Here is a 26,663-nt window from a genome sequence, read left to right on the forward strand (position 1 = left end):
GGGCGGAGCCACTTCGGGGTTCCAGCCCGGAACCGGGCCGCGATCACAGACACCTCTTCCGAAACACGGTGGTTCGAGCGGTGCTCGGGGCATGTAAACTTCGGAGAGTCGCTTCAAAAGCCCGGCGGAAACGCAAAGGCAAACGGAGCACACGGGCTTTACCCCGATCAGGAATGACACAAACCGCCGATTTGGCGGGGCGCGGAACACCTGATAAAGTAAAGACACAACACAGCGAGAAAGCCGCAACAGCGGCCGGACCGCGACAAAGCCTTCCACGGAAGAGCAGCCGCAACGCAAGTTACGGCGCTTGTACGGGAAAAGCGATTGTTTCTTGAGAACTCAACAGCGCGTGTTTGATTTTCTTTAAGCCATGTTTGTTTTGGCCCCGACGCACCACGGTGCGTAGGGTTCCTTTGATTAACCAACGCGAGTTGGTTGGTCAGGATTTCTTCTAGGTTTACCCGTCCCAGGCAGACCCCCGGGTCGCCGGGTAGGGTTGTTTGACCTTTATGGAGAGTTTGATCCTGGCTCAGGACGAACGCTGGCGGCGTGCTTAACACATGCAAGTCGAGCGGTAAGGCCCTTCGGGGTACACGAGCGGCGAACGGGTGAGTAACACGTGAGCAACCTGCCCCTGACTCCGGGATAAGCGGTGGAAACGCCGTCTAATACCGGATATGACACACCATCTCCTGGTGGTGTGTGGAAAGTTTTGTCGGTCAGGGATGGGCTCGCGGCCTATCAGCTAGTTGGTGGGGTAAAGGCCTACCAAGGCGATTACGGGTAGCCGGCCTGAGAGGGCGACCGGCCACACTGGGACTGAGACACGGCCCAGACTCCTGCGGGAGGCAGCAGTGGGGAATATTGCACAATGGGCGAAAGCCTGATGCAGCGACGCCGCGTGGGGGATGACGGCCTTCGGGTTGTAAACCTCTTTTACCACCAACGCAGGCCCCGGGTTCTCTCGGGGTTGACGGTAGGTGGGGAATAAGGACCGGCTAACTACGTGCCAGCAGCCGCGGTAATACGTAGGGTCCGAGCGTTGTCCGGAATTATTGGGCGTAAAGAGCTCGTAGGCGGCGTGTCGCGTCTGCTGTGAAAGACCGGGGCTTAACCCCGGTTCTGCAGTGGATACGGGCATGCTAGAGGTAGGTAGGGGAGACTGGAATTCCTGGTGTAGCGGTGAAATGCGCAGATATCAGGAGGAACACCGGTGGCGAAGGCGGGTCTCTGGGCCTTACCTGACGCTGAGGAGCGAAAGCATGGGGAGCGAACAGGATTAGATACCCTGGTAGTCCATGCCGTAAACGTTGGGCGCTAGGTGTGGGGACTTTCCACGGTTTCCGCGCCGTAGCTAACGCATTAAGCGCCCCGCCTGGGGAGTACGGCCGCAAGGCTAAAACTCAAAGGAATTGACGGGGGCCCGCACAAGCGGCGGAGCATGTTGCTTAATTCGACGCAACGCGAAGAACCTTACCAAGGTTTGACATCACCCGTGGACCTGTAGAGATACAGGGTCATTTAGTTGGTGGGTGACAGGTGGTGCATGGCTGTCGTCAGCTCGTGTCGTGAGATGTTGGGTTAAGTCCCGCAACGAGCGCAACCCTTGTTCCATGTTGCCAGCACGTAATGGTGGGGACTCATGGGAGACTGCCGGGGTCAACTCGGAGGAAGGTGGGGACGACGTCAAGTCATCATGCCCCTTATGTCTTGGGCTGCAAACATGCTACAATGGCCGGTACAATGGGCGTGCGATACCGTAAGGTGGAGCGAATCCCTTAAAGCCGGTCTCAGTTCGGATTGGGGTCTGCAACTCGACCCCATGAAGGTGGAGTCGCTAGTAATCGCGGATCAGCAACGCCGCGGTGAATACGTTCCCGGGCCTTGTACACACCGCCCGTCACGTCATGAAAGTCGGCAACACCCGAAACTTGTGGCCTAACCCTTCGGGGAGGGAATGAGTGAAGGTGGGGCTGGCGATTGGGACGAAGTCGTAACAAGGTAGCCGTACCGGAAGGTGCGGCTGGATCACCTCCTTTCTAAGGAGTCTTTTGAAGGCCAACTTTTTCCTATCGTTGGTCGGACTCGAAAGTGGACCCGAGCGTGCTGGTCTTGATGGCTGGCAGGTGTTCGGGAGTGGCTGAAGGAAATGAAACTTAACCCCTGGTGACTAGAAGCATCGGGGGGCGCGCTGTTGGGTATCTGAGGAAGCAATCCCTTGTGGGTTGGTTTCCCAGTGCCACCTCCAGTAACTCCCACGCCACGGGCCCGTTGTTTCGGGTTGGTGGTTGTGGTGTGAGGTAGGGGAGTTTGTGGTGGGTGTTTTGACTTGTGAATAGTGTGCGCGAGCATCTTATTATCTGTAGTGGCCAAGTGATAGTGGCACACGGTGGATGCCTTGGCATCAGGCGCCGATGAAGGACGTGGGAGGCCACGATAGGCCGCGGGGAGCTGTCAACCGAGCTTTGATCCGCGGGTGTCCGAATGGGGAAACCTAGCCCGAGTTGTGTCGGGTTGCCGCTACCTGAATGTATAGGGTAGTTGGTGGTGACGCGGGGAAGTGAAACATCTCAGTACCCGTAGGAAGAGTAAACAACAGTGATTCTCCTAGTAGTGGTGAGCGAACGGGGAAGAGGCTAAACCGTATGCGTGTGATAGACGGCAGTCGTTGCGTGTGCGGGGTTGTGGGGTGCATCTTTCCAGGTCTGTCGGCCTGGAGCGCTGATGGTTCTTCTAGCTGAATCCGTTGGGAAGCGGTACCGGAGTGGGTGAGAGTCCCGTAGGTGAAGGAAGAGTCTAGGTGTTGGTGTGTTCCCGAGTAGCGCGGAGCCCGAGAAATTCCGTGTGAATCTGGCAGGACCACCTGCTAAGCCAAAATACGTCCTGATGACCGATAGTGCACTAGTACCGTGAGGGAAAGGTGAAAAGTGCCCCGGTGAGGGGTCGTGAAATAGTACCTGAAACCGTGTGCTGTCAAGCCGTCAGAGCTGGGACTTGTTCCTGGTGATGGCGTGCCTTTTGAAGAATGAGCCTGCGAGTCATGGTGTGTGGCAAGGTTAACCCGGGTGGGGTAGCCGTAGGGAAACCGAGTCTGAATAGGGCGGTTGAGTCGCATGCTGTGGACCCGAAGCGGAGTGATCTACCCATGTCCAGGGTGAAGCGGGGGTAAGACCTCGTGGAGGCCCGAACCCACCAGAGTTGAAAATCTGGGGGATGAGGTGTGGGTAGGGGTGAAAGGCCAATCAAACTCCGTGATAGCTGGTTCTCCCCGAAATGCATTTAGGTGCAGCGTCACGTGTTTCTTGCTGGAGGTAGAGCTACTGTTTGGCTGATGGGCCCGACAAGGTTACTGACGTCAGACAAACTCCGAATGCCGGTGAAGTGAAGCGTGGCAGTGAGACTGCGGGGGATAAGCTTCGTAGTCGAGAGGGAAACAGCCCAGATCATCAGCTAAGGCCCCTAAGCGTGTGCTAAGTGGGAAAGGTTGTGGAGTTGCCCAGACAACCAGGAGGTTGGCTTAGAAGCAGCCATCCTTTAAAGAGTGCGTAATAGCTCACTGGTCAAGTGGTTCTGCGCCGATAATGTAGCGGGGCTTAAGTACACCGCCGAAGCTGTGAAGTTCAGCCCCTTGAGGGCTGGGTTGGTAGGGGAGCGTCGTGCATCCAGTGAAGCTGCCGAGTGATCGTGTGGTGGAGGGTGTGCGAGTGAGAATGCAGGCATGAGTAGCGAAAGCAACGTGAGAAACGTTGCCGCCGATTGACTAAGGGTTCCTGGGGCAGGTTAATCCGCCCAGGGTGAGTCTGGACCTAAGGCGAGGCCGACAGGCGTAGTCGATGGATAACGGGTTGATATTCCCGTACCCGTGCACGAGCGTCCAATACTGAATCAGGTGATGCTAACCACGCTGGATCTTGCAAAATCCTTCGGGAGATTGTTTGTATCTGGTCTGGGACCCGAGCTTGTAGTAGGTAAGTGATGGGGTGACGCAGGAGGGTAGCTCTACCCGGCGGTGGTTGTCCGGGGGTAAGCGTGTAGGCCGGGGGGTAGGTAAATCCGCCTCTCATCAGGGCTGAGACGTGATGCCGAGCCGTTTTTGGTGAAGTGAGTGATCCCATGCTGTCGAGAAAAGCCTCTAGCGAGTTCGTGTGTGGCCAGTACCCTAAACCGACGCAGGTGGTCAGGTAGAGAATACCGAGGCGTTCGGGTGAACCATGGTTAAGGAACTCGGCAAATTGTCCCCGTAACTTTGGGAGAAGGGGAGCCCTGTCTGGTGACGGTCTTTACGGCCTGAGCTGGGTGGGGTCGCAGATAGCGGGGGGAAGCGACTGTTTATTAAAAACACAGGTCCGTGCGAAGTCGTAAGACGCTGTATACGGACTGACGCCTGCCCGGTGCTGGAACGTTAAGAGGACTGGTTAGTTGGGGTTCGCCCCGGCGAAGCTAGGAATCTAAGCGCCAGTAAACGGCGGTGGTAACTATAACCATCCTAAGGTAGCGAAATTCCTTGTCGGGTAAGTTCCGACCTGCACGAATGGCGTAACGACTTCCCCACTGTCTCAACCATGGGCCCGGTGAAATTGCACTACGAGTAAAGATGCTCGTTTCGCGCAGCAGGACGGAAAGACCCCGGGACCTTCACTATAGCTTGACATTGGTGTTTGGGATGGTTTGTGTAGGATAGGTGGGAGCCGGTGAAGTCGTCACGCTAGTGGCGGTGGAGGCGTTGGTGAAATACCACTCTGACTGTTTCGGGCATCTAACTTTGGACCGTGATCCGGTTCGGGGACAGTGTCTGGTGGGTAGTTTAACTGGGGCGGTTGCCTCCCAAAGAGTAACGGAGGCGCCCAAAGGTTCCCTCAGCCTGGTTGGTAATCAGGTGTTGAGTGTAAGTGCACAAGGGAGCTTGACTGTGAGACGGACGTGTCGAGCAGGAGCGAAAGCTGGGACTAGTGATCCGGCACCGGCGTGTGGAAGCGGTGTCGCTCAACGGCTAAAAGGTACCCCGGGGATAACAGGCTGATCTTCCCCAAGAGTCCATATCGACGGGATGGTTTGGCACCTCGATGTCGGCTCGTCGCATCCTGGGGCTGGAGTTGGTCCCAAGGGTTGGGCTGTTCGCCCATTAAAGCGGCACGCGAGCTGGGTTTAGAACGTCGTGAGACAGTTCGGTCCCTATCCGCTGTGCGCGTTGGAGACTTGAGAAGGGCTGTCCCTAGTACGAGAGGACCGGGACGGACGAACCTCTGGTGTGCCAGTTGTCCTGCCAAGGGCATGGCTGGTTGGCTACGTTCGGGAGAGATAACCGCTGAAAGCATCTAAGCGGGAAGCTTGCTTCGAGATGAGGTCTCCTGCCTCCTTGAGAGGGTAAGGCTCCCTGTAGACGACAGGGTTGATAGGCCGGGTGTGGAAGCCTTGTGAGGGGTGGAGCTGACCGGTACTAATAGGCCGAGGGCTTGTCCGCTGCAGATAATTGGATGTTCGCGCACACTGTATTCACACGAAGCTTGGCTGTCGTGACTCCCCTTTGGGGTTGAGTTGTGGTGGTTGTTGGTTTCCGTGGTGGTTGTAGCAGGAGGGTCACACTCGGTCTCATTCCGAACCCGGTCGTTAAGTCTCCTTGCGCTGATGGTACTGCCCTGTGGTGGGGTGGGAGAGTAGGTCGCTGCCACGGTTTTTCTTGAAGAAGGGGGAGGGGTTCGCTGGTGCGGGCTCCTCTCTCTTCTTGTTTTTTGTGGTGGTTTGTGAACATGTGAAAAGCGGGGGTGGGGGAGGCCTGTTGTGGTGCGGGGCGGGTTCGGCCCTCTGGGTTTCGGTGATGTAGCAAGCGGTAGAACACAGACCCCCCTCACCCCCAGGGGGTCACAGAACGTGCGCCTTGTGTGTCCTCCCCTGGTGGTGGGGGTTGGCCGAAGAGCGGTGGGCGGCGCCCGGGCACAGGGGGTTTTCTCCAGTGGTGGGGACACGTGTCTCCAGAACACGTCAGTAGTCCAGGGGGTTGGCGAGCTACGGGCCTCGCCCTTTTCCAGATCCAGTCGTAGAGCGAGACCACACGTCCCGCGAGGTGCGTAGCGGCCTCCGAGTACGCCGACATCAGCCCCCGCAGGGCTCAGCCGGACGAACACCGGGCTCAGACCACCCCAGGGGGGTGTCCTGAACCCCAATCACAGACGCTTGAAGGCACCACCTGGGCAGAACCCTCCACCACAGGGGGTTTCCCGCGTCCTCTGTCGAACAGTTCCCCAGGAGAGCGTCCCGAGCCTCGACCACAGAAGGTCTGAAGGAGCACCCGAGCATTTCCCCGCCTGCTCACGCTGGGGCGGCAGAGCGTGCAGCGCACGCCGGGTCGTCCGCCAGGAGCAGCTCGACCCACCACCACAGCAGAGCCCACAAGCCCCTCACAGGCTGGCGGGCGTTCGCCGACCACGGCAGCGTGGCGCACACCTGGTGATGTGAGCACACCTGGCGGAGGCCGAGCGCCGGCCACCGATGGTGTACCTCCAGCACTCCCTCATGCGGCCTTGGAACGGCGCCCTAAAGTGGTGCTGGTGCTGTTAGTGCCCCCGGAACAGCCCCTCGGGGCTATCCTCCCTCATGCCTGTCCCCTGGGTCTCGCCTCCCTGCAGTCCCCAAGCTCATTCGCCAGGATCGTCTCCAGGTCCAGGAGCAGGGGCAAAGACAGCGGGGGTAGAGGGATCGGGGCATTTCCGTAGTGCGGTTCCGCTCCGGAGGGCGGAAGCCGCCGGAGCGGGTTCTCGCTAGTCCTCGTCAGCTTCCGGGATTTCGATGAGCTGCCTCAACAGCGCAACGAAGTCGTCCTCGCTCATCGCCGACCAGTCCACGTGCTCGTTCATGTTCAGCGGTTTCCCCAAACTCCCGGCCCGATAAGCCTCCGAGGGCCTTATTCATTCGAGAAGTCTGGGTTAACAGCGTGTAGACGCAGGTGGAGAGGGTGGCCGGAACAGGGCAGGGGTCAGAACAGAGGTCAGAACAAGGGACTCAGAACACCAGCACCGGGAGGTCCGGCCAGGGGTGCTCTGGGGCTCCCCTGGGGCGATTCGGGCTCCCCAGGGGTGTCCTGGACTCCTCAGACGCGCTGTTGGAGGGCACTCCTGCACTCCGGGCACCGGCAGCGCTTGTTGTACCCGGTGACGCTGCCGTGGGGCAGGGACGGGTCTCGCTGCTCGGTGAGGGTCGCGTCGAGCTGCTCACCGAAGGGCTTGAGGACGCGTGCGGTCGAGAAGACCTGCTTGGGGCTGATGTCCAGCTCTCCCGCTGCGTCGTCGATGTGCTTACCCATACGGAGTTTCGCGATGAGGCGTGACCGGGTGCTCGGGGGCATCTGGGCCTCCGCGTTCGCGATCAGCTGCTCGGCGTCGTCAAGCGGGTAGCTCATGGAGTTCCTCTATGTGTGCGGGCACGCCCGCCGGAACGGGCACCTCAAGCATCGTACGCGCTTTCTCCCCCCGGACACCGGGCTGAGACATAGGCGACACGGAGTACCGGAATCCCGAAGCCCCGAAGTCCTCGGGGCGATGTCGGCGGGCGACCCGCCAGCCAGCCATTCCGGCGACCCACCAGTGCGTCAGTCCGCAGTCCGGCGCCCCATCAGCCCGGCGACTCACGAGACCACTCGTCCATGAGTCCGCCCCTCCACGAATCCCCCTCCACTCCCCTTCCACGAATCCGCTCCTCCATCAATCCGCTCCTCCACGAATCCAGCAAGGCCCGACATGACATGAGGAGCCTCCAGAGCCCTCAGCCCCCAGCCCTGAACCCTCACCCGAGGAGCGCCCAGTTCTGATGTGACCGGTGGGGCCCGAGAGAAAGGTGTCGCCCTCTCCCTTTTCTGGGGCTTTCCTGATGCCCAACTCCTGTCCTGGCACGCAACTTCAGTTACCTAACGTAACAAAAGTGATGTTTTCACTGCGGGGGGTGTGCCTGCGGTCCGGTCTCTAATGCATCGAAACGGCCGCTCTTTTCTAGAAACTCATTGCTAGATGCTAGATGTCGTGTTTCGCTGGTGGCACACCCTCGACACTCTGCGTCATTGGATCAGTGTTATGACCAGCCCCACGGTCCGTCGGCGGCGACTGTCCGCCGAACTCCGCCGCCGCCGTGTGCAGGCGGGTATGACCCTCAACGACGTGGCGGAGGAACTGGAGTGGTCTCCGGCCAAACTCGGCCACATCGAGACCGGTATCCGCAAGTGGCCCTCGGTGATGGAGATCTCCGCACTGCTGCGGCTGTACGGGGTCACGGGAGGACAGCGCGAGGCCATTCTGACGCTTGTCCGCGAATCAAGGCTGAGGCCCTGGTGGACCGAGTACGAGGACGTCCTCTCCTCCGCCTACGTGGGAAACGAGGCCGGAGCGGTGTCCCTGCGGACCTACGCGGGCATTCTCGTGCCCGACCTCCTCCAGACACCCGACTACACCGCAACCCTGGCGCGTTCTCTCGGCCACGGGGAGGACGCCGTCGAGCGTATGGTCGCCGCCTACCTGAAACGCCAGGAGCTCCTCGATCCCGGCTCCTCGGTCCGCTACCACGCCGTCGTGGAGGAGGACGCCCTCCAACGCGTCTCAGCCGATCTGGGGCTGCTGCGCGGGCAGGCCACCAGGCTCGTGGAGCTGGCCACCGGCACCGAGCGTGTGACGGTCCAGCTTCTGCCGACCTCCGCCGGTCCGCACGCGGGCCTGGCGGGCCCCTTCTCGATCCTGGAGTTCGAGGAGGACGAGGCCGACCTCGCCTACGTCGAGGCTACTTCCGGGGGCAGAATCGCCGAGGCCGAGGAATCCGTCCGCTCCTGTCGCCGGGTGTGGGAGAACCTCACCCGGATCGCAGCGTCTGAGCAGGCCACAGTGGGGATCCTGCGCCGGATGGCGCTGTTGACCTGACCGTGTGGGGCCGTCTCAGGGCGGAACGGAGGAAGAAGCCGGTGCGAATCGGTCCTCTGTGGCAGGGACCGCCCGCAGTGGCTTGCTAGTCTGCTAGGTGACAACCTCATAAAGTTGCCCGCGGAGCCCTCGCCCCAGGGCGGGTGCCCGTGTGTACGACCGGTTTTCCAACAGAGAAAGGGTCCGGACAGTGAAGAAGATCATCGTTCTGGCGCTGGTGGCCCTCGGGGCTTTCGCCGTCTACCGCAAGATCCAGGCGGACCGTGCCGAGCTCGACCTGTGGACGGAAGCCACCGCGGCCAGCGAGAGCTGATCAGCGGGTCCATTCGGCCGCCGTCAGGGGGCCGGGAGGTTTCCATGAACGGGTGGGCGGTGTACACCTGCGTGTGTCACCGAGTGTCCGTTTCAGAGTGACACGAAGACGTGGGTGGGCCGACAATCCCGTGGTGCGACCCACGGCTTTGTGCTGTGTCCGGTCCCTGGTCAACCCCCGGACCCCGGGTTCTTCTGGCTCCGTGACCGGGACCGCTTCCGATGCGGGTATGCTCTGCAAGTGAACCGGGCTCAGACCCGGGTTCGCGGGGCCATAGCTCAGCTGGCAGAGCGCCGGTTTTGCATACCGGAGGTCAGGGGTTCGACTCCCCTTGGCTCCACACAGGAAAACAGCAGATCAGACGTAGCGTGCGGGGACTCCTTCGGGGGTCCCCGTTCCGCGTCTCCAGCTTCCGGTACGCATTCGGGGCGCTCGGTCCTGGGCCACCTCCCCCCGTACCCCCCGTACCCCCGTCTCCCAAGCCTCTACCGCCTCCCCAACCCTCCCCCAACCTCCACGACCTTTCAGCAGAGCGGCGGAGCAGCGTCCGGGCCTCTGCCCGGCCGTGAGGTGCCCGGACGGCGCCAGCGAACCGCGCGAAGGGCATGCAGGGCAGCCCGGTCCCGACGGGGGCGCCACCGGCCTTCCTGGTGCGACCAGCCCTCTGTGTGGTTGGCCCTCACGGCGTCGCCGGACCTCCTGGTGCGGTCCGTGCTCCGGCGGAGGCGCCACCCTTCGTCCGGGCCCCTCGCGGCGCGGCCCACCCCCCGCGCCCTGCCCCAGCCCGAGCAGCCCCGGGCCACCCCAGCGTCTCCCCGCCCACCCCGGTGGGCTCATCGGGGCACGTTCGTCTGGAATCACGACCTGTGAAGTATTCGTGCGGAAATCCATAAGTTGGGCTATTTGACCAGGTTGATAAGGATCATCCTGGTCGAATCAGGAAAATTTTCTTGGGTTACTAAACGGTAGTTCTGTTCCTGGCCGTGTTGGTGGGAAATGGGCGATCTGTGGTGTTGCCCAGTGTGTCCGTCCGGGGGGTCCGCATAGCCCGATCGGGTGGGTTCGGTCGCAGGGACCCCAGTCCGATCGAGCCTGTCGCCGTGGGGTCAGTCGCTCATGGGATGACGTGAAGTCGCAGGTCATCACGGTTTCCAGGGAATGGTCTGAGACCGACCTTTCATTGTGATTGCCAGAGGGCGCCTGTATCACATGCGGTGACTCTCCGTGTGTGTATGATGACACTTCCCCAGGAAGCAATGGTCCTACTGGGCCATATGAGAAATAGGCCTCTTGGGGCCTGTTGGTGAACTCGGACGATCCGTAGTTTCGACACCAACGACAACGAGGAACACAGCGCGCCGAAACGATCGACCCCCGAAGGCGAGCCGCGCGGCCCCCCGCCCGGCTTCGTGCATCGTCCTCGCATCGGCCAGCTGTCCCTCGTCCACCGACGGCCGCGCCGACCGGTGGGTTCCGATCACCACACATGCTGATCTTGGGAGTGGGGCAACATGTGGAACGAGAAGATGGCGGCTCGTGCCAAGTGCCGCGAAATCGACCCCGACGCCCTGTTCGTACAGGGCGCCGCGCAGAACCGGGCCAAGCTGATCTGCAGGGGCTGCCCGGTCCGTACCCAGTGCCTCGCGGAGGCGCTGGACAGCCGGATCGAGTTCGGTGTCTGGGGAGGCATGACCGAACGGGAGCGCCGCGCCCTGCTGCGCCGGCGCAAGGACGTCACCAGCTGGTACGAACTGCTCACCAGCGCCGAACGACACTATGAGGAGGAACACGCCCAGGAGGAGTCGGCACGGCCCGGGGTGCCCGTCGTCGCCCGTCAGTGACGGGGCGGCCGCCAGGGAGGGGAGCCCGGGCGGCTGGGGGGCCGGATACGAGGATGTTCACGTCAGGCCGTTGAGGCCGTGACGGCGCGGGGGTGCACAGCGCGTCCCGACCAAAGTCGATGCCGCCCTCCTCCTTCGGGAGGAGGGCCGGATCAGGGGAGGATCAGGGACGCCCCCCATATCCGCACACGCCGTTGTGCCTCATCATGGGAGGAGGGCGTGGTCATCCTCGTACGGCCGCGTCCGGCAAAGCGCGTTGGGAGTGGGGATGGCCGTGCAGAACCCTCAGAATCCGCAGAAGCGGTACCCGTGGGATCAGAGCCCCGTCCCCCGAACACAGCTCCGGCTCACCCACGCGGACAGGGACGCGGTGGCCGACGTGCTCCGTGAGGCCTACTCGCAGGGGCAGTTGGACGAGGACGAGTTCGAGGAACGGCTCGACCAGGCCATGAGGGCCAAGGTCAGTTCCGAGCTCGTCCCCCTCACCGAGGACCTCGGGGTCCAGGTCTCCCCCGGGGGGACCGGGCACACCCCGAGCGTGTCCCACCAGAACGGGGGCCGGACCAGGGGTGACGGAAAGGGCTCCTCGGGGCCGACCACGGACAACCCCGTGGAGAAGGTGGCGGCCGCGGCGGGGCATCTCTCCGTGTACTACATGCCCTTCCTCACCCCGCTGCTCCTACTGATCGTCAGCGGGGAACTGTCGCCCTACCTGCGGCGGCAGGCCATGGAGGCGCTCAACTTCCAGCTCTTCTGCTTCGTCGGCGCGGTCGTGAGCGGTCTGCTCTTCTGGTTGCTCGTTCCGATCCTCGCCCTGCTCGGCATCGCCGTCGGATGGTTCGTCATGCCGATCATCGCGACCGTCGCCAGCATGATGGGCCGGAGCTGGAAGTACCCGCTGGTCTACCGCATCATCAAGGACAACTAGCCGGGCCGACCAGCAGGAACGATCAGCCGGGCCGACCAGCGGATGCGGTCGGCCGGGGCGGTCGGCAGGGACAGCTGCCAGCTGGTCAGGACAGCCGGTCAAGATGGCCGGGCCAGGACGGGTGGCGGGGCCGGGCGGCCGTCCCACCCGGCCCGGCGGGGCCCTCCCGGAGAGGGTGTGCCCGCACCGGGAGGGTGACCTCAGCGTCCGGAGCGCCCGTCTTCCTGCGCGCTGCCCTTACCCGTGGCGGCACGCGCCGTCTCCTTCGCCTTGGACTTGGTGGCCTTGGCGGTCTCGGCCGCGCTGTCAGCGACGTCCGAGGCCTTCTCCTCCAGGTTCTCGCGGGTCTCGCGAACCTGCTCGCGGGCCTGGTCCAGGTGTTCCTGCCACTCGGCGTCCTGGGAGGCCTGGCGCATGCGGATGAGTGAGTACACGACCACACCGCCGATCACGGCGGCGCCGCCGATCAGGGCCCCACGGGGGATGCGGCGGTTCCCGCCGCGGAACAGGCGCAGGCCCCGGCGGCCCGGGCTCGGGTCGATCCTCTGCGCGGCGGTGGTCAGCATCTCCGCCACCCGGGGCGCCACGGTGTCCTCGACCCGCAGTGCCGCGGTCTCCAGACGGGGGGCGGTCCAACCACGAGCCTGGAGGAGCTTGATGGCTGCCTGGTCCCGTGCCTGGTCGGCGTAGGGGCCGATCCGGTCGGCCTGTTCCTTGGCAAGGTCCTGCAGGCGGGCGAGGGTCGCCTCCGCCTCCTTCTGTGCCTTGCGACGCTTGGCAGTGATAGGCACGTCGTCAGCTCCTTCGATCGTTCACCGGTTCGTACGGTCCCACCACCCGGTGGCCAGGACGTAACGGCCACGATGGGCGGCTTCTCGTCGTCCTTCCCCGTGATCCGGGTGTTATCTCAACTTACGTCCTCTGCGTCTGTGATCTACGTTTCGACACCGGCAGTCCTCGGATGACTTCGGCCCCCGGAGCAGACCCGGCGGCGATACCCTCCGCCGGAGGTCGGGTTCAGGCGAAACGCGGTGGACGGAAGGGTAACGTGAGCACGTAATCTCACTCGACCGAAAGGCACTGAGGTGTCGGACTCCAAGGGGCAGCCCACCGCGCGGCTGAACACCTCCAAGGGAACCATCGTTGTCAAGCTCTTCGAGGAGCAGGCGCCCGAGACGGTCGCCAACTTCATCGGGCTGGCCGACGGCTCCAAGCAGTGGATGGACCCCACCACGGGCAAGCCTTCCAACAGCAGTCTTTACGAGGGCACGATCTTCCACCGTGTCATCGACGGCTTCATGGTCCAGGGCGGGGACCCGCTGGGCACCGGTCGCGGCGGCCCCGGCTACACCTTCGACGACGAGATCCACCCGAGCCTGCGCTTCGACCGCCCGTTCCTGCTGGCCATGGCGAACGCCGGTCCGGGCACGAACGGCTCGCAGTTCTTCATCACCGTCGGTGAGCCGTACTGGCTCGACGGCCGCCACACCATCTTCGGTGAGGTCGTCGAGGGCAGTGACGTCGTCACCGCGATCACCAAGGTCGCGACCGACGCACAGGACCGTCCCCGCGAGGACGTGGTGATCAACAGCATCGAGATCGACCGCTAGGGCGGACGTGCCAGCGGTGAGACCCAAGGAGTGACGACCCGCCGATGACCGCATCTCCCCCTCCGCCCGGATCACCGTCCGGCCCCGGATCCGGGTCGGGAGCGCCGCGTACCTGTTACCGGCACACCGGACGCGAGACCGGGGTCAGCTGCACCCGGTGCTCACGCCCGATCTGCCCCGACTGCATGGTCGAGGCGTCGGTCGGGTTCCAGTGTCCCGAGTGCGTGGCGGAGGGGAACCGCAAGGTGCGGTCCGCACGGACCACCTTCGGGGGCAGGGTCGTCCGGAAGCCGTACGTGACCTGGACCATCCTGGGCATGATGGCGGTGGGTTTCCTACTCCAACTGGGCACATCGGACCCCGTCGGCCAGGCTGGCCGCTCGTCCCTGGTGGCCGTGTTCGGCATGCACGGGTTCGCCGCACTCGTGCAGAACGAGTGGTACCGGCTGATCACCGCGGCCTTCCTGCACGGCGGGGTCCTCCACCTGCTGTTCAACGGGTACGCGATGTACCTCCTGGGGCAGCAGTTGGAACGCTGGCTCGGACACGGCCGTTTCCTGGCCCTGTGGGTCGTGGGGGCCCTGTCCGGCTCGGTCATGAGCCTGCTCTTCGCCCCGGCCCAGCTCTCGGTGGGGGCCTCCGGTGCGATCTTCGCCCTCTTCGGGGCGGTGTTCGTGATCGGTCAGCGCCTCCGGCTGGACATGCGGATGATCCTGGTCCTGTTGGCGCTCAACCTGGGCATCACCTTCCTGGTCCCCGGGATCTCCTGGACCGCCCACATCGGCGGTCTGGTCGCGGGGCTGGCCGTCGGCGCGGTGTTCGCCTACCTGCCGACCGGCTCGGAGCCGGCGGCCAGGCGCACCCTCGTGCACACGCTCATGGTGGCCCTGTTCGTCGGACTGCTGGTGGGCCTGGTGTTCCTGGCTCCGACGCTGTGGTCCCTGGCCGCGCCCGCCTGAGGGAGCCGACCCGCCGACCCGCCGGCCCTCGGCCCCGAACGGCTCGCAGAAGCATGCGGAAGTCCCCCGGAGGTCTCCGGGGGACTTTCCCGTGTTCGGACCGCAGACCCGGAAACCGTGTCCGGGTACGCGAACAGAGCTACCCACAGCCTGTGGATAACTCTGTGGAAAACCTGATCAAGGCTGGTCGAACGCCCATGCGGGGACGTTGACGCCGTTGTCGGACCCCGCGTGCGACAGGGGATGTCGCGCCCGGGGGCGGGATGAACCGGTCAGTGCCAGCGCGTGGACAGGACGACGGCCACGATGATCCCACTGAAGCCGATCAGCAGGTTCCAGTTCTGCCAGTCCTGCATGTAGGGCACGTAGGAACCCGCGATGTAGTAGACCGCGATCCAGAGAATGCCCACGATGAAGAAGCCCAGCATCGTCGGCACCAGCCAACGCGGACTGACCTTCGGCTTCTCTTTGGAAGGAGGCGGAGTGTAAACAGCCTTCTTCTTGCGATCGCTGCGGGACTTGGGCACGGTCGCTGCTCCATGAGGTGGGGCGGTTCGGAATGAAACCACAGTCTACGCCCAGGGTGGGGTCTTCGTCACCGGAGGGAGGTTCCAAAAGCCCAACGGCTTCGGGGACGCCCGCCCTCCACCGGAAAGCCCGGAGGCGGGGGTGCTCCGTCGAGCACCCCCGCCTCCGGGCTTTCCGCTGGTCGGATCAGGGCCTGGAGAAGATGAAGTCGTCGCCCCCCGGCGGCAGCGGGATCTCCGGCTGCTCCGGGTCGGTCGGCTCCTCCGGGCCGGTCGGCTCCTCCGGCTCCTCGGGCTCCTCGGGCTCCTCGACCGGGGCCACCGCGATCGTCACGGTCACCGTGGTGTCGGGGTTGACGTTCTGCCCGGCGGCCGGGGACTGGCCGATCACGGTGTCCTCGGGCGCGTCAGCGGTCTCCTGCTCCTGGAACTGGGCGGTCAGCCCCGCCTGGTCCAGCGCGGACTGGGCCTGTTCACGCGTCATCCCCTGCAGGTCCGGGACCCCCACCTGGTCGGGGCCGGAGGAGATTATCAGCGTGATCTCCTCGGAGGGGTCGACCTCGTTGCCCGCTGAGGGGTCCGTGCCGACGGCGCTGTTCTCCGCGATGCTGTCGTTCGCCCTGCGTTCGGTGGTGACGTTCTCGAACCCGGCGTCGGTCAGCGTGGACATCGCCTCGGACTCGTTCTGCCCCTCCACCGTGGGGATCTCCACCGCCCCGGGGCCGGAGGAGACGTAGATGACGATCGCGTCGGTGGCCTCGACCTCGGCGCCGGCCCCGGGGTCGGTCTCGATGACCGTCCCCTCCTCCACGTCCTCGCTGGCCCGTTCCTCGTCGCGGTAGTTCTCGAAGCCGTCCTCGATGAGCACGGCCTCCGCCTCCGCGAGCGAACTGCCCGCGAGGTCGGGGATCGCCATCGTCTCCGGTTCGCTCTCGCCGAACCCGCCGTTGATGAGGAAGAAGACCAGGGCGATGGAGCCGATCACGCCGAGCGCCAGGAGCACCCACAGTGCGGTCTTGCCCCCGCCGCCCCTGCGGTCGTCCCGGTAGTCGTCGTCGTAGTCGTCGTAGTCCTCGTACCGGCCCTCGTTCGCGGGCGGCAGCGCGGTGGTCGCGCCCGCCGCGGCCATCGCCATGGTGCCCGCCTGGGTGGGCATCCCCGCCAGGCCGCGCTGGATGTCGGCGCGCATCTCCGCGGCGTTCTGGTACCGCTCCTCCCGGTCCTTGGTCATCGCCCGGAGGGTGACGTCCTCCAGCCAGTCCGGGACCTGCGGGTCCACCTCGGACGGCGGGACCGGGTCCTCCCGGACGTGCTGGTAGGCGATCGAAACAGGGGAGTCGCCGGTGAACGGCGGGCGCCCGGTGAGCAGCTCGTAGAGCACACAGCCGGTGGAGTAGATGTCGCTGCGCGGATCCACGCGCTCACCGCGCGCCTGTTCCGGGGAGAGGTACTGCGCGGTACCGATGACCTGGGAGGTCTGGGTCATCGTCGCCTGGTTGTCGTCCATCGACCGGGCGATGCCGAAGTCCATCACCTTGACGTCGGCGCTCCGGGTCAGCATGACGTTCGCGGGCTTGATGTCCCGGTGCACGATCCCGTTGTCATGGCTGTACTCGAGAGCCTTCAGGATGCCGTCCACCAGCTCCGCCGAACGCTCCGGCAGCAGCTTGCGGTCGTCGTCGAGGAGCTCCTTGAGCGTGCGGCCGTCCACGTACTCCATGACGATGTACGGCAGGGACACCCCGTCGACCATGTCCTCGCCGGTGTCGTAGACCGCGATGATCGCCGGGTGGTTGAGGGAGGCCGCCGACTGCGCCTCCCGGCGGAAGCGCGCCTGGAAGATATGGTCGCGTGCCAGGTCGTGTCGGAGCGTCTTGATCGCGACGAGGCGGTCGAGCCGCAGGTCGCGTGCGCGGTGTACCTCGGCCATGCCGCCGCGCCCGACCACTGTGTCGAGTTCGTAGCGTCCGCCGAGGAGCCGGGGCTGGGACATGTCGTGCACTAATCCTCGTGTCTTCCGGAAGCCGCCCTCGGGCCGCTGCCTACCCTGATCGTCTCTCGCTCATTGCCTGTTCAGGAGCCGCCCTGCTGAGAGCCGTCCCCTGTGCCTTCGTCTCCGCCCCCGTCGTCGCCGTCTCCGCCTTCATCCCCCGGAGGTACGTCGGTGCCGGGGTCCTCCGTGCCGGAGTCACCGTCATCGGGGACCTCGGTGCCCTCGTCCTCCGGGGAGGCGGGTTCCTCCTCCTCGCCCTCGCTGGGTGCGGGGCTCTCGGTCTCCTCCCACTCCTCGGGCTGGGGGACCCACTCGGGGGTCTCCTCGACCTGAACCGGAGCTTCGGGAGCCTCTTCCTCCTCCGGTTCCGCACTGGGTGTGGGGGGGGAGGTGAGGTCCGAGGCCGGGGGCTTGGTGGAGTTGTTGACGTTCTCGGCGCCGTTGTCACCGCCGGAGAGGAAACCGGCCACGGCCGCGGCCGCGATCAGGGCGGTCGCCGCCAAGGCCACCAGCACCATGGGCATCCGCGACCGGCGACCGGACCCCGGGTCCTCAGCCAGCGTAGCCGAGTCCCCCTCCTGGGCCGGAGGGACGGGGTTCTGGCCGGAGGTACGCCGGAACGCCCCGGACGGCCCGCTCCGCGGACCGTCGTCCGGGACGGCGCCGACCACCATCGTCTGAGCCATGCCGTTGAACCCGGTGGACGGGGTCGGCGGCCCGGTGCCCGCGTTGGAGCGGATGACCGCCGCCAGGTGGGCCACCTCGCCCGCCGAGGACGGGCGGTCCCCCGGGTTCTTCTGCAGCAGGGAGAAGACCAGGTTGTCGATCTCCGCGGGGACGTGCGGGGGGAGCTCCGGCGGGTCGTCGCGGGTGTGCGCCAGGGCCAGGGCCACGGGGCTGTCCCCGGTGAAGGGGGGCCGTCCCGACAGGCACTCGTAGGCCACCACACCGAGCGCGTACAGGTCGGAGGCCGCGCTCGCGGGCCGCCCCGACGCCTGCTCCGGCGAGATGTACTGGGCGGTTCCCATGACCATGCCAGTCTGCGTGAGGGTCACCGAGGTGTCCCCGCGCGCGATACCGAAGTCGGTCAGTTTGAGCTGGCCGTCCTCCGCCACCAGCAGGTTGCCGGGCTTGATGTCGCGGTGGACCACACCGCGGGCGTGCGCCGCGGCGAGGGCCTTGGCGGCCTGGCACACGAAGTCGAGGGTCTGGTCGGCGCTGAGGCGGCCCTGCTCGCGCAACACCTGGGAGAGGGGTTCACTGACCACCAGTTCCATGATCAGGAACGCGCGGCCCTCCTCCTCCCCGTAGTCGTAGACCTGGGCGATACCGGGGTGGGACAGCCCCGCGGTGATCCTGCCCTCCGTCCGGAAGCGCTCGCGGGCCGTCGGTTCGGCCATCTGGGCCGGGTGGAGCAGCTTCACGGCCACGGATCTGTTGAGCAGTGTGTCGGTCGCCCGCCACACGGTGCCCATCCCTCCGGAGCCGATCTGCTCCTCCAAGCGGTAACGGTCACTCAGAACGGCCCCGGCCAGTTCACCGGGGCCGTTCCGTGAAGACGGCTCGTAGGCGCTCACTACAGAACCACTGCCTCCATCATCTGGCGAGCGATCGGTGCGGCCAGCGAACCTCCGCTGCCGCCACCGTGCTCGATGACCACCGCGACCGCGATCTGCGGGTTGTCGGCGGGTGCGAAACCGATGAACCAGTTGTGGGTTCCGAGGTCGTTGCCGGTCTCGGCGGTACCCGTCTTGCCCGCCACGTCCATGCCAGGGATGGCGGCGTTGGGGCCGGACCCGTCCGGGCCCGTCACCCGGACCATCATGTCCTTGAGCGTGGACGCGGTGCTGGGGCTCACAGCCTGGCTGTACACGTCGGGGGTGGTCTGGGTGACGACGGAGCGGTCGGCGTCGCGGACCGAGTCGACCAGGTACGGGTGCATGACGTCGCCGGAGTTGGCGACACCGGCGGCGACCATGGCCATCTGCAGCGGTGTGGCCTCCACGTTGGACTGGCCGATGCCCGCACGGCCCAGGATGTTGCGGTCCTCCTCGGCCGGGGCCCGACTCGGGATCACGTTCATCGGGACGTTGAGTTCGTCCTCATCCCGGTTGAACCCGAAGGCCGTGGCCTGCTCGGACAGGTTCTCGCCGCCCACCTCGATCGCCCAGTTGGCGAAGGAGGTGTTGCAGGAGATCTGGATCGAGTGGGCCAGGGTGTCCGGCTGCCCGTTGTTGCAGGTGCCGCCCGGGGTGGCGTTGGGCAGGGTGCGGCCCAGCTCCAGCACGTCCGGGGCCTCCATCGTGCTGTCCGGACCCGCGTCCAGGTACTCGATGGCGGCGGCCGCGGTCACGACCTTGAACGTCGAACCCGGGGGGTAGCGCTCTCGGAGGGCCCGGTTGAGCAGGGGCTGGTCCTCGTCGTTCTCCAGGGCCACGTAGTTCTCGGTGGCCTCGGTGGTGTCGGTGACACTCGAGACCTCGTTGGCGTCGTAGGAGGGGTAGGAGACCGAACCGAGGATGGCCCCGGTGTCGGGCTCGATGGCGACGGCGGCGCCGTTCATGCCCAGCTCCCGGAAGCCGTTGAACCCGGCCTCCTGCACCGCGGGGTCGATGGTCAGCTCGACCCGCGCCCCCTCGGGCTCCCGGCCGGTGATGATGTCGCGGAAGTTGCGCACCGCGAGCCGGTCGTCGCTGCCGTCCAACAGGGCGTTCTCGGTCGACTCGATGCCCGAGGCGCCGAACTGGCGGAAGGAGCCCACCACCGGGGTGTACAGGGCCCCTCCGGTGTACTCCCGCTGGTAGCGCGCCGGGTCGTCCTCCTCGGAGATGTCCGTGGAGAAGGCGACGTTCTCGTCGCCGACGACGATCGGGCCGCGCTGCTCGGTGAGCCGCTCGGTGTACTGGCGACCGTTCAGCGGGTCCTCGCGGATCGCCTCCGCCTGGAAGCCCTGGATCCAGGTGAGCTGGAGCATCAGGGCGCCGAACAGGATCATGGCGAAGACGCTGAGGCGTCGGATGGGTGTGTTCATCGTCGGATCACCTGGGTGGCCCCCTCGTCCTGGATCGCCTGCGGGGCCGGACGCCGCGCGTTGTCGCTCATCCGGAGGAGCAGGCCGATCATGAGCCAGCTGGCCATCAGGGCCGATCCGCCCGCGGCCAGGAAGGGTGTGGTCATACCGGTCAGCGGGATGGTCCGGGTCAGTCCGCCGAGCACCACGAACACCTGGAAGCACATGACGAAGGCCAGCCCGCTCGCCAGCATCTTGACGAACAGTTCACGGGAGGCCAGCGCGATACGCATGCCCCGCTCCACCAGGAGGAAGATGACGACCAGGATGGCCATGAGACCGGTCAGGCCCAGGTCCTCACCCAGCGAGGCGAGGATGAAGTCGCTGTCCGCGGCGAAGATGTGGTGCGCCTGGCCGCCGCCCATCCCGGTGCCGGTGGTGCCGCCGTAGGCCATCCCGATCTGGCCCTTGACCAGCTGTTCGCTGCCGCCCAGCCGGTAGTAGACCTCCTGGTCGTAGGCGTTGAACCAGATGTCGACGCGCTGACGGAAGTGCCAGAAGAGCCGGAAGGCGAGTGTCGCCGCCGCCAGGAACAGGGTCACCCCGATGATCACCCAGGAGGAGCGCTGCGTGGCGACGTACAGCATCGCGAGGAAGGTGCCGAAGAGCAGCAGCGAGGTCCCGAGGTCCTTGGTGATGACCAGCAGGCCGATCGCGGCGACCCAGCCCACGACCATCGGCATGAAGTCGCGGGCGCGCGGCAGGTCCATGATCTTGAACCGGCCGATCTTCACCTGCTTGGCCGCCAGTGACAGCACCTGCCGCTTGGTGACCAGGTACGAGGAGAGGAAGACCACCAGGGCGATCTTCGCGAACTCCGAGGGCTGCACCGTGAAGCCGCCGACCCCGATCCACCGCCGGGCGCCGAATTCGGAGATGCCCAGGCCCGGGATCATCGGAGACGCGATGAGGAGCAGCGCCACCAGGGCGCTGACGTAGGTGTAGCGCTGCAGGACCCGCGGTTCCTTGAGGAAGAACAGCAGGGCGATGCACAGGACCATGCCGACCGCGGTCCAGATCAGCTGCATGCCGACACCGGCGTGCTCGATGTCGCCGGAGTCGGCGGCGTCCAGGCGCCAGATCATCGCGACGCCGATGCCGTTCAGGAACAGCGCGCAGGGCAGGATCAGGGGGTCGGCGTAGGGGGCGATGAAGCGCAGCGCGATGTGCGTGGCGAGCGCCATCGCACCGAAGATCAGGCCGTACCCCCACATGGCGCCGGGGACGGCACCGTTGAGGTTGAGCCCGGAGACCGCCATCGCGCCCATGGTGATGACGATGGTGAGCCCGATCAGGACGAGCTCGGCGTTGCGGCGTTGGACCGGGGGCAGCGCCGTGGGCGCCTCGGGGGTTGCGGTGCTCACGGGGTCACCCCGATTCCTCGGTCTCGGTCCCGTTGTCGGCGCTCTCGTCCGCGCTGGTACCGCTCGCGGCTTCCTCGAGGTCGTCGACGACCCCGACCGCGCCCTCCCGGTCGTCCGCCGTGATGGTGTTCGCGACCAGTTCCTGGTCGGCCTGCGGGAGGGACTCGATCCTCAGGTCGGTGCTCTCGATCTCCTCGGAGAGGCTGAAGCCCGCGATGTCGGTGTCGATGCCCTGGTAGACGCTGACCGTCTCGCCGTCCGGGGAGGCGCCCACGTAGTACTGGCTCTCGATGTACTGGCGGCCGAAGTAGTAGCCGCCGCCCGCGACCAGGGCGACCACGACGAGGAAGACGAGGATGATCGGCCACCAGCTGCGCGTGCGGTACTCCGCCTCGGGTTCCCGGCCGCGCGGGGCCGGGGCGTCGTGGGTGTCGTACGGCTGCTCCTCGTAGGGGCTCTCGTCCGGTTCCCGGCCCGGAACGTCCGCCCGGACGGGGTCCATCTCGGCGGTGTCACCGCCGCCGCGCAGTTCCTGGGCCCGCCTGGCCGGGCTGGTCTCGTTGGGGCCGGTGGACTCGTCGCGCTGGTCCGCGGCGCCGACCGTCTGGGCGGCGAGCGTGGGGCCCTCGCGGTCGGTGTCCGTCTCGATGACGTCGGCGACGACCGCGGTGATGTTGTCCGGCCCGCCGCCGCGGATGGCCAGCTCGATCAGCTTCTTGGCGGCCGCGCGCGGGTCGTTCTGGGTGGCGAGCGTCTCGTGGATGGTCTTCTTGCTGACCACGCCGGACAGCCCGTCGGAGCAGAGCATGTAGCGGTCGCCCGGCTTCGCCCTGCTGATGGAGATGTCCGGGTCGACCGGGGTCTTGCCGTCCAGCGCACGCAGGATCAGGGACCGCTGCGGGTGGGTGGCGACCTCCTCCTCGGTGATCTTGCCCTCGTCGACGAGGGTCTGCACCAGGGTGTGGTCGTGGGTGATCTGCTCGAAACGCGGTCCGCGCAGCAGGTAGGCGCGTGAGTCGCCGATGTGGATCAGCGCGACCTGGGAACCCGACCACAGCATGGCGGTCAGGGTCGTGCCCATGTTCTCCAGCTGGGGTTCCTGCCGGATACGGATGGCAAGCGACTCGTTGGCCCGCTCGACGGCGCGCTGGAGGACCTCGGCCATCTCCTCGGCCCGGGGGTCGTCCGGGGTGTCGAGCTGGCGGAGGGATCCGATGGCGATGGAGCTGGCCACCTCACCGCCCGCGTAACCGCCCATGCCGTCGGCTACCGCGAGGAGGTGTTGGCCGGCGTAGCCGGAGTCTTCGTTGCCTTCGCGGAGGCATCCTACGTCGGAGTACGCCGCGTATCGGAGAGCGATTGTCATTTGCGCAGTTCCAGGACGGTTTTGCCGATACGGATGGGCTGACCCACCGTGATGGGCTGGGGGCGGTTCAGCTTCTGCTGGCCGAGGTAGGTGCCGTTCGTGGAGTTGAGGTCCTCGACGAACCAGCGGCCGTTTTCGGAGTAGACGCGGGCGTGGCGGCCCGACGCGTAGTCATCGGTGATGACCAGGGTCGAGTCGGGGGCGCGTCCGATGAGGACGGGCTGTGCGGTCAGGTTGACCGTGGTGCCCGAGAGGGGGCCCTGGGTGACGGCCAGGACCGTGGGCTCGTTGCGGCGCGGGCGCTGCGGCCGGGCCTGAGCCGACGACGGCGCGCGGCGCTGGGCCGGGCGGGCCGAGGAGGACCGGGGCTTCTTCTTGGCCTTCTTCTTCGACTGTCCGAAGAGGTCCGTGCGGATGACGCCGACCGCCATGAGGACGAACAGCCAAAGCACCGCGAGGTACGCGATCTTGATCAATATGAGGGTCAAGTTGGACATCGAACTGCTCTTCAGCCCCTGTCGTGCTTCGGCCGGGGTGGCGGTCATCGGCGCCGCCACCGTGTCTGCCCCACCTTCGGGTCGGTGAGTCTGGGTCGCTGGTCCTCGGCCCGTCCGGCCGCGGACATTCTGCCCGATCGGTCAGGTCTTCGCGGAGACTACCCTCCCGGCCGGATATCCGACAGCAGGTCCGTATCCGGCCTGACCCGGACTTCCACCTTTCAGACGCCGCCCCGGGGCGGTTGGTTGCGGTCCGGCCCGGCCGGATCCTCCGGCTGCGCGGGGTGTGGGCCGGTCAGTCCCTGCGGAAGGTCATGGTGGTGCGGCCCAGGCTGACCCTGGTCCCGTCCACCAGCCGTGCCTGCCTGACCTGTTGTCCGTTGACGAAGGTCCCGTTCGTGGACCCCTTGTCCTCCAGGATGACCTCGTCGCCGTCGACCCGGATCTCGACGTGGTGCCGCGAGACCCCGTTGTCGACCAGACGCAGGTCGCAGTCGGTGCCGCGGCCCAACAGGGTGACCGGGGTGGTCAGCTCGAAGGACTGCTGCATGCCCTGGCTGGCGATGTTGCCCTCGGCGGTCGCGCCACCGGGCGAGATGAGCAGCCGGGGACGGCCGGACTGGCGCGGACCCGCGCCCTGGCCCGGGTCGCCGACCGGCTGGCGGACCTCGCCGTCCTTCACCATGGTTCCGCGGACGACACCGGAACGGATGCGGAAGCGACCGGTCTTGAGACCGTCGTCCGACCTGAACTGGACCCGCACCGGACCGACGAAGGAATAACCCTGTTCGGTCGCGTAGTCGCGAGCCAGCTTGGAGAGTTCCTGGCCGAGGCTGTCGGCGTAGACCTCCAGGCGCTCCTTGTCACTGGCCGAAAGCTCGACGATGAAGTCGTTCGGGACCAGTGTGCGTCCCTGGGCGACGATCGCTGCCCGCTCGTCCATTTCCCGCTGGACCGCGCTCGCGACCTCGACCGGCTGGAGCTCAGACTTGAAGGCCATCGCGAAGGTGCCTTCGATCATGCCCTCAAGCCTGCGCTCGAAGCGTTGGAGCACTCCCACGAGGTACCTCCCTTTGTACTCCACTCCGTATGTGTAGACGATCGTAACCGGGCCGGGGTGCCCCTGCTTTCAGGCGCACCCCCGGGAAGCCCCTCCCAGCGGCCGGATCCGGGCCCTCCGTAAACGGTGTGCAACCCACCTCCAGGCCGTGCTAGCCTTATTCATGTCGCCAGGGGGAACGGGCAGAAAGCCCGGAACACCTGGCAACACAACTTAATGCATGTCACTCGGGCGGGTGGCGGAACGGTAGACGCGCACGGTTCAGGTCCGTGTGTCCGAAAGGATGTGAGGGTTCAAATCCCTCCTCGCCCACTCGAATCTGGACGGCCCCGGAAGCAAGCGAGACTTGCGACCGGGGCCGTCTTCGTCGTGTCCCCGGGACCCTCGGACCGAGAGGCTTTCGGGTACCTTCCGCATGGTGTTCCGGCCCTCCGCAACGGCTTTCGGCCGTCGGCAACGATCTTCGATCGTTAGACGGGGCGGGGGTGTCCCCGCCCCTCCGGGGCCGGAAACGGTCACCGGCGGGACGGTACTCCCGGTCTGGGGCCGACAACGTCCGGATGGGACACTCCGGGCGTGGGAATCACCGAACACCTTCACCAGCTCGGGCGGCCACTGGTCGCCGAACAACTCGCACACCCGACCGTCGCCGGGATCGCCAGGGGCGACCTCGACGAACGCGCCTTCCGCTACTGGCTGGAACAGGACCACCTCTACCTGCTCGACTACGCCCGGGCCTTCTCCCGGCTGGCCTGGCAGGCACCGGACGGGCACCTGGCGGACCTGGTCGGGATCGCGCACAGCACCCTCAACGAGGAACTGGAACTGCACCGCTCCCTGTCCGGGGAGTTCGGCGCCGACCTGACCACCAGGGACAAGGGGCCCGCCTGCGCGGCCTACACGTCCTGGATCCTGGACGCGGCGGCCGACTACCGGGACGGGCTCGCCGCGGTCTACCCCTGCATGTGGGGCTACAACACCCTGGGCCTCGAACTGGCCGGGGCCCGCCCCGACGACCCCCGCTACCAGCGGTGGATCGACACCTACGCCGACCCGGGCTTCACCGAACTGACGGAGCGGTACGGCCGCATGCTCCAGGAGGCCGAGCCCGACCCGGAGCGGGCGGAGCGCTTCTTCCTGGAGGGGATGCGCCACGAGGTCGCCTTCTGGGACACCCCCTACACGTAGGGGCGCCGCGCACGACGGGGAGGGGCGGACCGGGCGGTCCGCCCCCACGGGTGTCGGGATCAGGGATTGATCACCGAGCCGACCTGGTCGAAGCGCTCGATCTCACATCCGTTGCGCTTGTTGAACTCGGTGTCGACCTCGGTACCGTTCACCTGGCCGGTGACGTGGACGACCTCGGGGCCGCCGATCTGCATCGTGCACATCATGTCGGAGGTGTCCATGGTGAACGGCTCGGTCCCGACCTCCTCGATCTCGGCGCAGGCCGTTTCGGGGTCGGGGTGGCTACCGCCGGCGGGGGAGCAGGTGAGGGTCCACTCGCCCTCCTCGAAGCCCTCCTCGGCGGGCAGGCCGTCCTCATCGGACAGGGAGCGTTCGATCACGAGTTCCACCTCGGCGGACTCGTTCTCCTCGGAGGCGTCGGTTTCGGTGGCGTCGGTCTGGGGGGTCTCGGTGGCGTCGGCCTCGGGTGCCGGTGCGTTCACCTCGACGGGCTCGTTGCCGCAGGCCGTGATAAGCAGGCCAAGAGCTGCGAGTGCGGCGAGGCGGGTCGGCAGGGCCGTGGCGAAGGTGTGCTCACGCATACCCCTTGGACGCGGGTCCCGAGCACGCCGTTCCGCCGGTTCCTGATTTTCTGGCACACACCTGACACAGGGGGTCACCATCATGTTCGGTGGACAGGTCGCTGAGGTCCTCGTGAACGAGGTTCCCGAGGACGTATACCTGCTCGACGTCCGGGAGGACGACGAGTGGAGGGCCGGCCACGCGCCCGGCGCCGTGCACATCCCGCTGGGGAAGCTCGGCGAACGCGCCGAGGAGGTCCCCAGGGACCGGAGGGTCTACGTCATCTGCCGTTCGGGCGGCCGCTCCGGGCAGGCCACCATGGCGCTCAACCAGGCCGGCTGGGACGCCGTGAACGTCGCGGGCGGCATGCAGGCATGGGAGCACGCGGCGCGCGACATGACGGCGGACGGCGAGGGGGAGCCCCGGGTCCTGTGACCGTCGAATTTGGTCGGATTGCGCGAAGCTCTGCCATCGGGGGGCTTCCAGGTG

General features: G+C 65.9%; 19 protein-coding genes, 2 tRNA genes and 3 rRNA genes. 13 read left to right on the forward strand and 11 right to left on the reverse strand.

The window, feature by feature from the left end:
- Positions 1-509 precede the first annotated feature (509 nt).
- The 3 genes from AC0VYD_RS00265 (at position 510) to rrf (ending at position 5,674) form a co-directional block, all read left to right on the forward strand.
- Positions 510-2,042 (forward strand): 16S ribosomal RNA (locus AC0VYD_RS00265).
- A 327-nt stretch (positions 2,043-2,369) separates the two neighbouring features.
- Positions 2,370-5,465, forward strand: a 23S ribosomal RNA gene (locus tag AC0VYD_RS00270).
- Positions 5,466-5,558: 93 nt separating this feature from the next.
- Positions 5,559-5,674: ribosomal RNA gene (rrf, locus tag AC0VYD_RS00275) — 5S ribosomal RNA — on the forward strand.
- The 16S, 23S and 5S rRNA genes sit together here, the layout of an rRNA operon.
- 1,413 nt (positions 5,675-7,087) lie before the next feature.
- Here rrf and AC0VYD_RS00280 read toward each other — a convergent pair.
- Positions 7,088-7,396 (reverse strand): hypothetical protein, encoded by a 309-nt coding sequence (locus AC0VYD_RS00280; RefSeq protein ID WP_473037332.1) that lies wholly within the window; start codon positions 7,394-7,396, stop codon positions 7,088-7,090.
- A 667-nt stretch (positions 7,397-8,063) separates the two neighbouring features.
- Between AC0VYD_RS00280 and AC0VYD_RS00285 the strand changes: the two genes are divergently transcribed.
- From AC0VYD_RS00285 to AC0VYD_RS00305, 5 genes are all read left to right on the forward strand, one after another.
- Positions 8,064-8,897, forward strand: a complete 834-nt coding sequence (locus AC0VYD_RS00285; RefSeq protein WP_475478026.1) for a helix-turn-helix domain-containing protein — start codon at positions 8,064-8,066, stop codon at positions 8,895-8,897.
- A 190-nt stretch (positions 8,898-9,087) separates the two neighbouring features.
- Positions 9,088-9,210: a DLW-39 family protein gene (locus AC0VYD_RS00290; protein WP_014912962.1), complete on the forward strand. Its 123-nt coding sequence runs from the start codon at positions 9,088-9,090 to the stop codon at positions 9,208-9,210.
- A 267-nt stretch (positions 9,211-9,477) separates the two neighbouring features.
- A tRNA-Ala gene (locus AC0VYD_RS00295) sits at positions 9,478-9,550 on the forward strand.
- Between the two features lie 1,171 nt (positions 9,551-10,721).
- A complete protein-coding gene (locus AC0VYD_RS00300) occupies positions 10,722-11,051 on the forward strand; it encodes a WhiB family transcriptional regulator (RefSeq protein ID WP_475478027.1) in 330 nt (109 codons plus the stop codon).
- 268 nt (positions 11,052-11,319) lie between these two features.
- Complete coding sequence (locus AC0VYD_RS00305) at positions 11,320-11,979, forward strand: DUF1707 domain-containing protein (RefSeq protein ID WP_475478028.1); 660 nt, start codon at positions 11,320-11,322, stop codon at positions 11,977-11,979.
- 200 nt (positions 11,980-12,179) lie between these two features.
- On the opposite strand, the gene AC0VYD_RS00310 is transcribed toward AC0VYD_RS00305, so the two are convergent.
- Positions 12,180-12,770 carry a hypothetical protein gene (locus AC0VYD_RS00310; protein ID WP_475478029.1) on the reverse strand — a complete coding sequence of 197 codons (591 nt, stop codon included), beginning with the start codon at positions 12,768-12,770 and terminating at the stop codon, positions 12,180-12,182.
- A gap of 294 nt (positions 12,771-13,064) precedes the next feature.
- Between AC0VYD_RS00310 and AC0VYD_RS00315 the strand changes: the two genes are divergently transcribed.
- Positions 13,065-13,589, forward strand: a complete 525-nt coding sequence (locus tag AC0VYD_RS00315; protein ID WP_191276112.1) for a peptidylprolyl isomerase — start codon at positions 13,065-13,067, stop codon at positions 13,587-13,589.
- A 296-nt stretch (positions 13,590-13,885) separates the two neighbouring features.
- Complete coding sequence (locus tag AC0VYD_RS00320) at positions 13,886-14,548, forward strand: rhomboid family intramembrane serine protease (protein WP_475478030.1); 663 nt, start codon at positions 13,886-13,888, stop codon at positions 14,546-14,548.
- A gap of 272 nt (positions 14,549-14,820) precedes the next feature.
- Here AC0VYD_RS00320 and AC0VYD_RS00325 read toward each other — a convergent pair whose 3' ends face one another.
- The 8 genes from AC0VYD_RS00325 to AC0VYD_RS00360 form a co-directional block, all read right to left on the reverse strand.
- Positions 14,821-15,075, reverse strand: coding sequence for a cell division protein CrgA (locus AC0VYD_RS00325; protein ID WP_452547900.1), 255 nt, complete (start codon positions 15,073-15,075; stop codon positions 14,821-14,823).
- A 187-nt stretch (positions 15,076-15,262) separates the two neighbouring features.
- Positions 15,263-17,068: a Stk1 family PASTA domain-containing Ser/Thr kinase gene (gene pknB / locus AC0VYD_RS00330; protein ID WP_475478031.1), complete on the reverse strand. Its 1,806-nt coding sequence runs from the start codon at positions 17,066-17,068 to the stop codon at positions 15,263-15,265.
- Positions 17,069-17,148: 80 nt separating this feature from the next.
- Complete coding sequence (locus AC0VYD_RS00335) at positions 17,149-18,645, reverse strand: serine/threonine-protein kinase (RefSeq protein WP_475478032.1); 1,497 nt, start codon at positions 18,643-18,645, stop codon at positions 17,149-17,151.
- Positions 18,645-20,099, reverse strand: coding sequence for a peptidoglycan D,D-transpeptidase FtsI family protein (locus tag AC0VYD_RS00340; protein ID WP_475478033.1), 1,455 nt, complete (start codon positions 20,097-20,099; stop codon positions 18,645-18,647). Before AC0VYD_RS00340 ends, AC0VYD_RS00335 begins: the two co-directional genes overlap by 1 nt.
- Positions 20,096-21,502: an FtsW/RodA/SpoVE family cell cycle protein gene (locus AC0VYD_RS00345; RefSeq protein ID WP_475478034.1), complete on the reverse strand. Its 1,407-nt coding sequence runs from the start codon at positions 21,500-21,502 to the stop codon at positions 20,096-20,098. Before AC0VYD_RS00345 ends, AC0VYD_RS00340 begins: the two co-directional genes overlap by 4 nt.
- Before the next feature lie 4 nt (positions 21,503-21,506).
- Complete coding sequence (locus AC0VYD_RS00350; RefSeq protein WP_475478035.1) at positions 21,507-22,868, reverse strand: Stp1/IreP family PP2C-type Ser/Thr phosphatase; 1,362 nt, start codon at positions 22,866-22,868, stop codon at positions 21,507-21,509.
- Entirely contained in the window at positions 22,865-23,365 is a 501-nt protein-coding gene (locus AC0VYD_RS00355; RefSeq protein WP_191276095.1) for an FHA domain-containing protein FhaB/FipA, read from the reverse strand. Before AC0VYD_RS00355 ends, AC0VYD_RS00350 begins: the two co-directional genes overlap by 4 nt.
- 295 nt (positions 23,366-23,660) lie before the next feature.
- Positions 23,661-24,425, reverse strand: a complete 765-nt coding sequence (locus tag AC0VYD_RS00360) for an FhaA domain-containing protein (RefSeq protein ID WP_473037317.1) — start codon at positions 24,423-24,425, stop codon at positions 23,661-23,663.
- A gap of 229 nt (positions 24,426-24,654) precedes the next feature.
- On the opposite strand from AC0VYD_RS00360, the gene AC0VYD_RS00365 reads away from it, so the two are divergent.
- Positions 24,655-24,737 (forward strand) — tRNA-Leu (locus AC0VYD_RS00365).
- A 264-nt stretch (positions 24,738-25,001) separates the two neighbouring features.
- Entirely contained in the window at positions 25,002-25,613 is a 612-nt protein-coding gene (locus tag AC0VYD_RS00370) for a TenA family protein (protein ID WP_475478036.1), read from the forward strand.
- A 59-nt stretch (positions 25,614-25,672) separates the two neighbouring features.
- Here the strand turns inward: AC0VYD_RS00370 and AC0VYD_RS00375 are convergent, their stop codons facing one another.
- Positions 25,673-26,194, reverse strand: a complete 522-nt coding sequence (locus tag AC0VYD_RS00375; RefSeq protein ID WP_475478037.1) for an SSI family serine proteinase inhibitor — start codon at positions 26,192-26,194, stop codon at positions 25,673-25,675.
- Positions 26,195-26,276: 82 nt separating this feature from the next.
- Here AC0VYD_RS00375 and AC0VYD_RS00380 point away from each other — a divergent pair, with 82 nt between their 5' ends.
- Entirely contained in the window at positions 26,277-26,609 is a 333-nt protein-coding gene (locus AC0VYD_RS00380; RefSeq protein ID WP_475478038.1) for a rhodanese-like domain-containing protein, read from the forward strand.
- The last annotated feature ends 54 nt before the right edge of the window (positions 26,610-26,663 follow it).

This window comes from Nocardiopsis sp. iso_40 (genome assembly GCF_056173285.1).

Bases quoted from the DNA above. Each gene is read 5' to 3' on its own strand.
- AC0VYD_RS00280 (WP_473037332.1), bottom strand. From the start codon at position 7,396: ATGAGCTACCCGCTTGACGACGCCGAGCAGCTGATCGCGAACGCGGAG.
- AC0VYD_RS00285 (WP_475478026.1), top strand. From the start codon at position 8,064: ATGACCAGCCCCACGGTCCGTCGGCGGCGACTGTCCGCCGAACTCCGC.
- AC0VYD_RS00300 (WP_475478027.1), top strand. From the start codon at position 10,722: ATGTGGAACGAGAAGATGGCGGCTCGTGCCAAGTGCCGCGAAATCGAC.
- AC0VYD_RS00305 (WP_475478028.1), top strand. From the start codon at position 11,320: ATGGCCGTGCAGAACCCTCAGAATCCGCAGAAGCGGTACCCGTGGGAT.
- pknB (WP_475478031.1), bottom strand. From the start codon at position 17,068: ATGTCCCAGCCCCGGCTCCTCGGCGGACGCTACGAACTCGACACAGTG.
- AC0VYD_RS00340 (WP_475478033.1), bottom strand. From the start codon at position 20,099: ATGAACACACCCATCCGACGCCTCAGCGTCTTCGCCATGATCCTGTTC.
- AC0VYD_RS00350 (WP_475478035.1), bottom strand. From the start codon at position 22,868: ATGACAATCGCTCTCCGATACGCGGCGTACTCCGACGTAGGATGCCTC.
- AC0VYD_RS00355 (WP_191276095.1), bottom strand. From the start codon at position 23,365: ATGTCCAACTTGACCCTCATATTGATCAAGATCGCGTACCTCGCGGTG.
- AC0VYD_RS00375 (WP_475478037.1), bottom strand. From the start codon at position 26,194: ATGCGTGAGCACACCTTCGCCACGGCCCTGCCGACCCGCCTCGCCGCA.
- AC0VYD_RS00380 (WP_475478038.1), top strand. From the start codon at position 26,277: ATGTTCGGTGGACAGGTCGCTGAGGTCCTCGTGAACGAGGTTCCCGAG.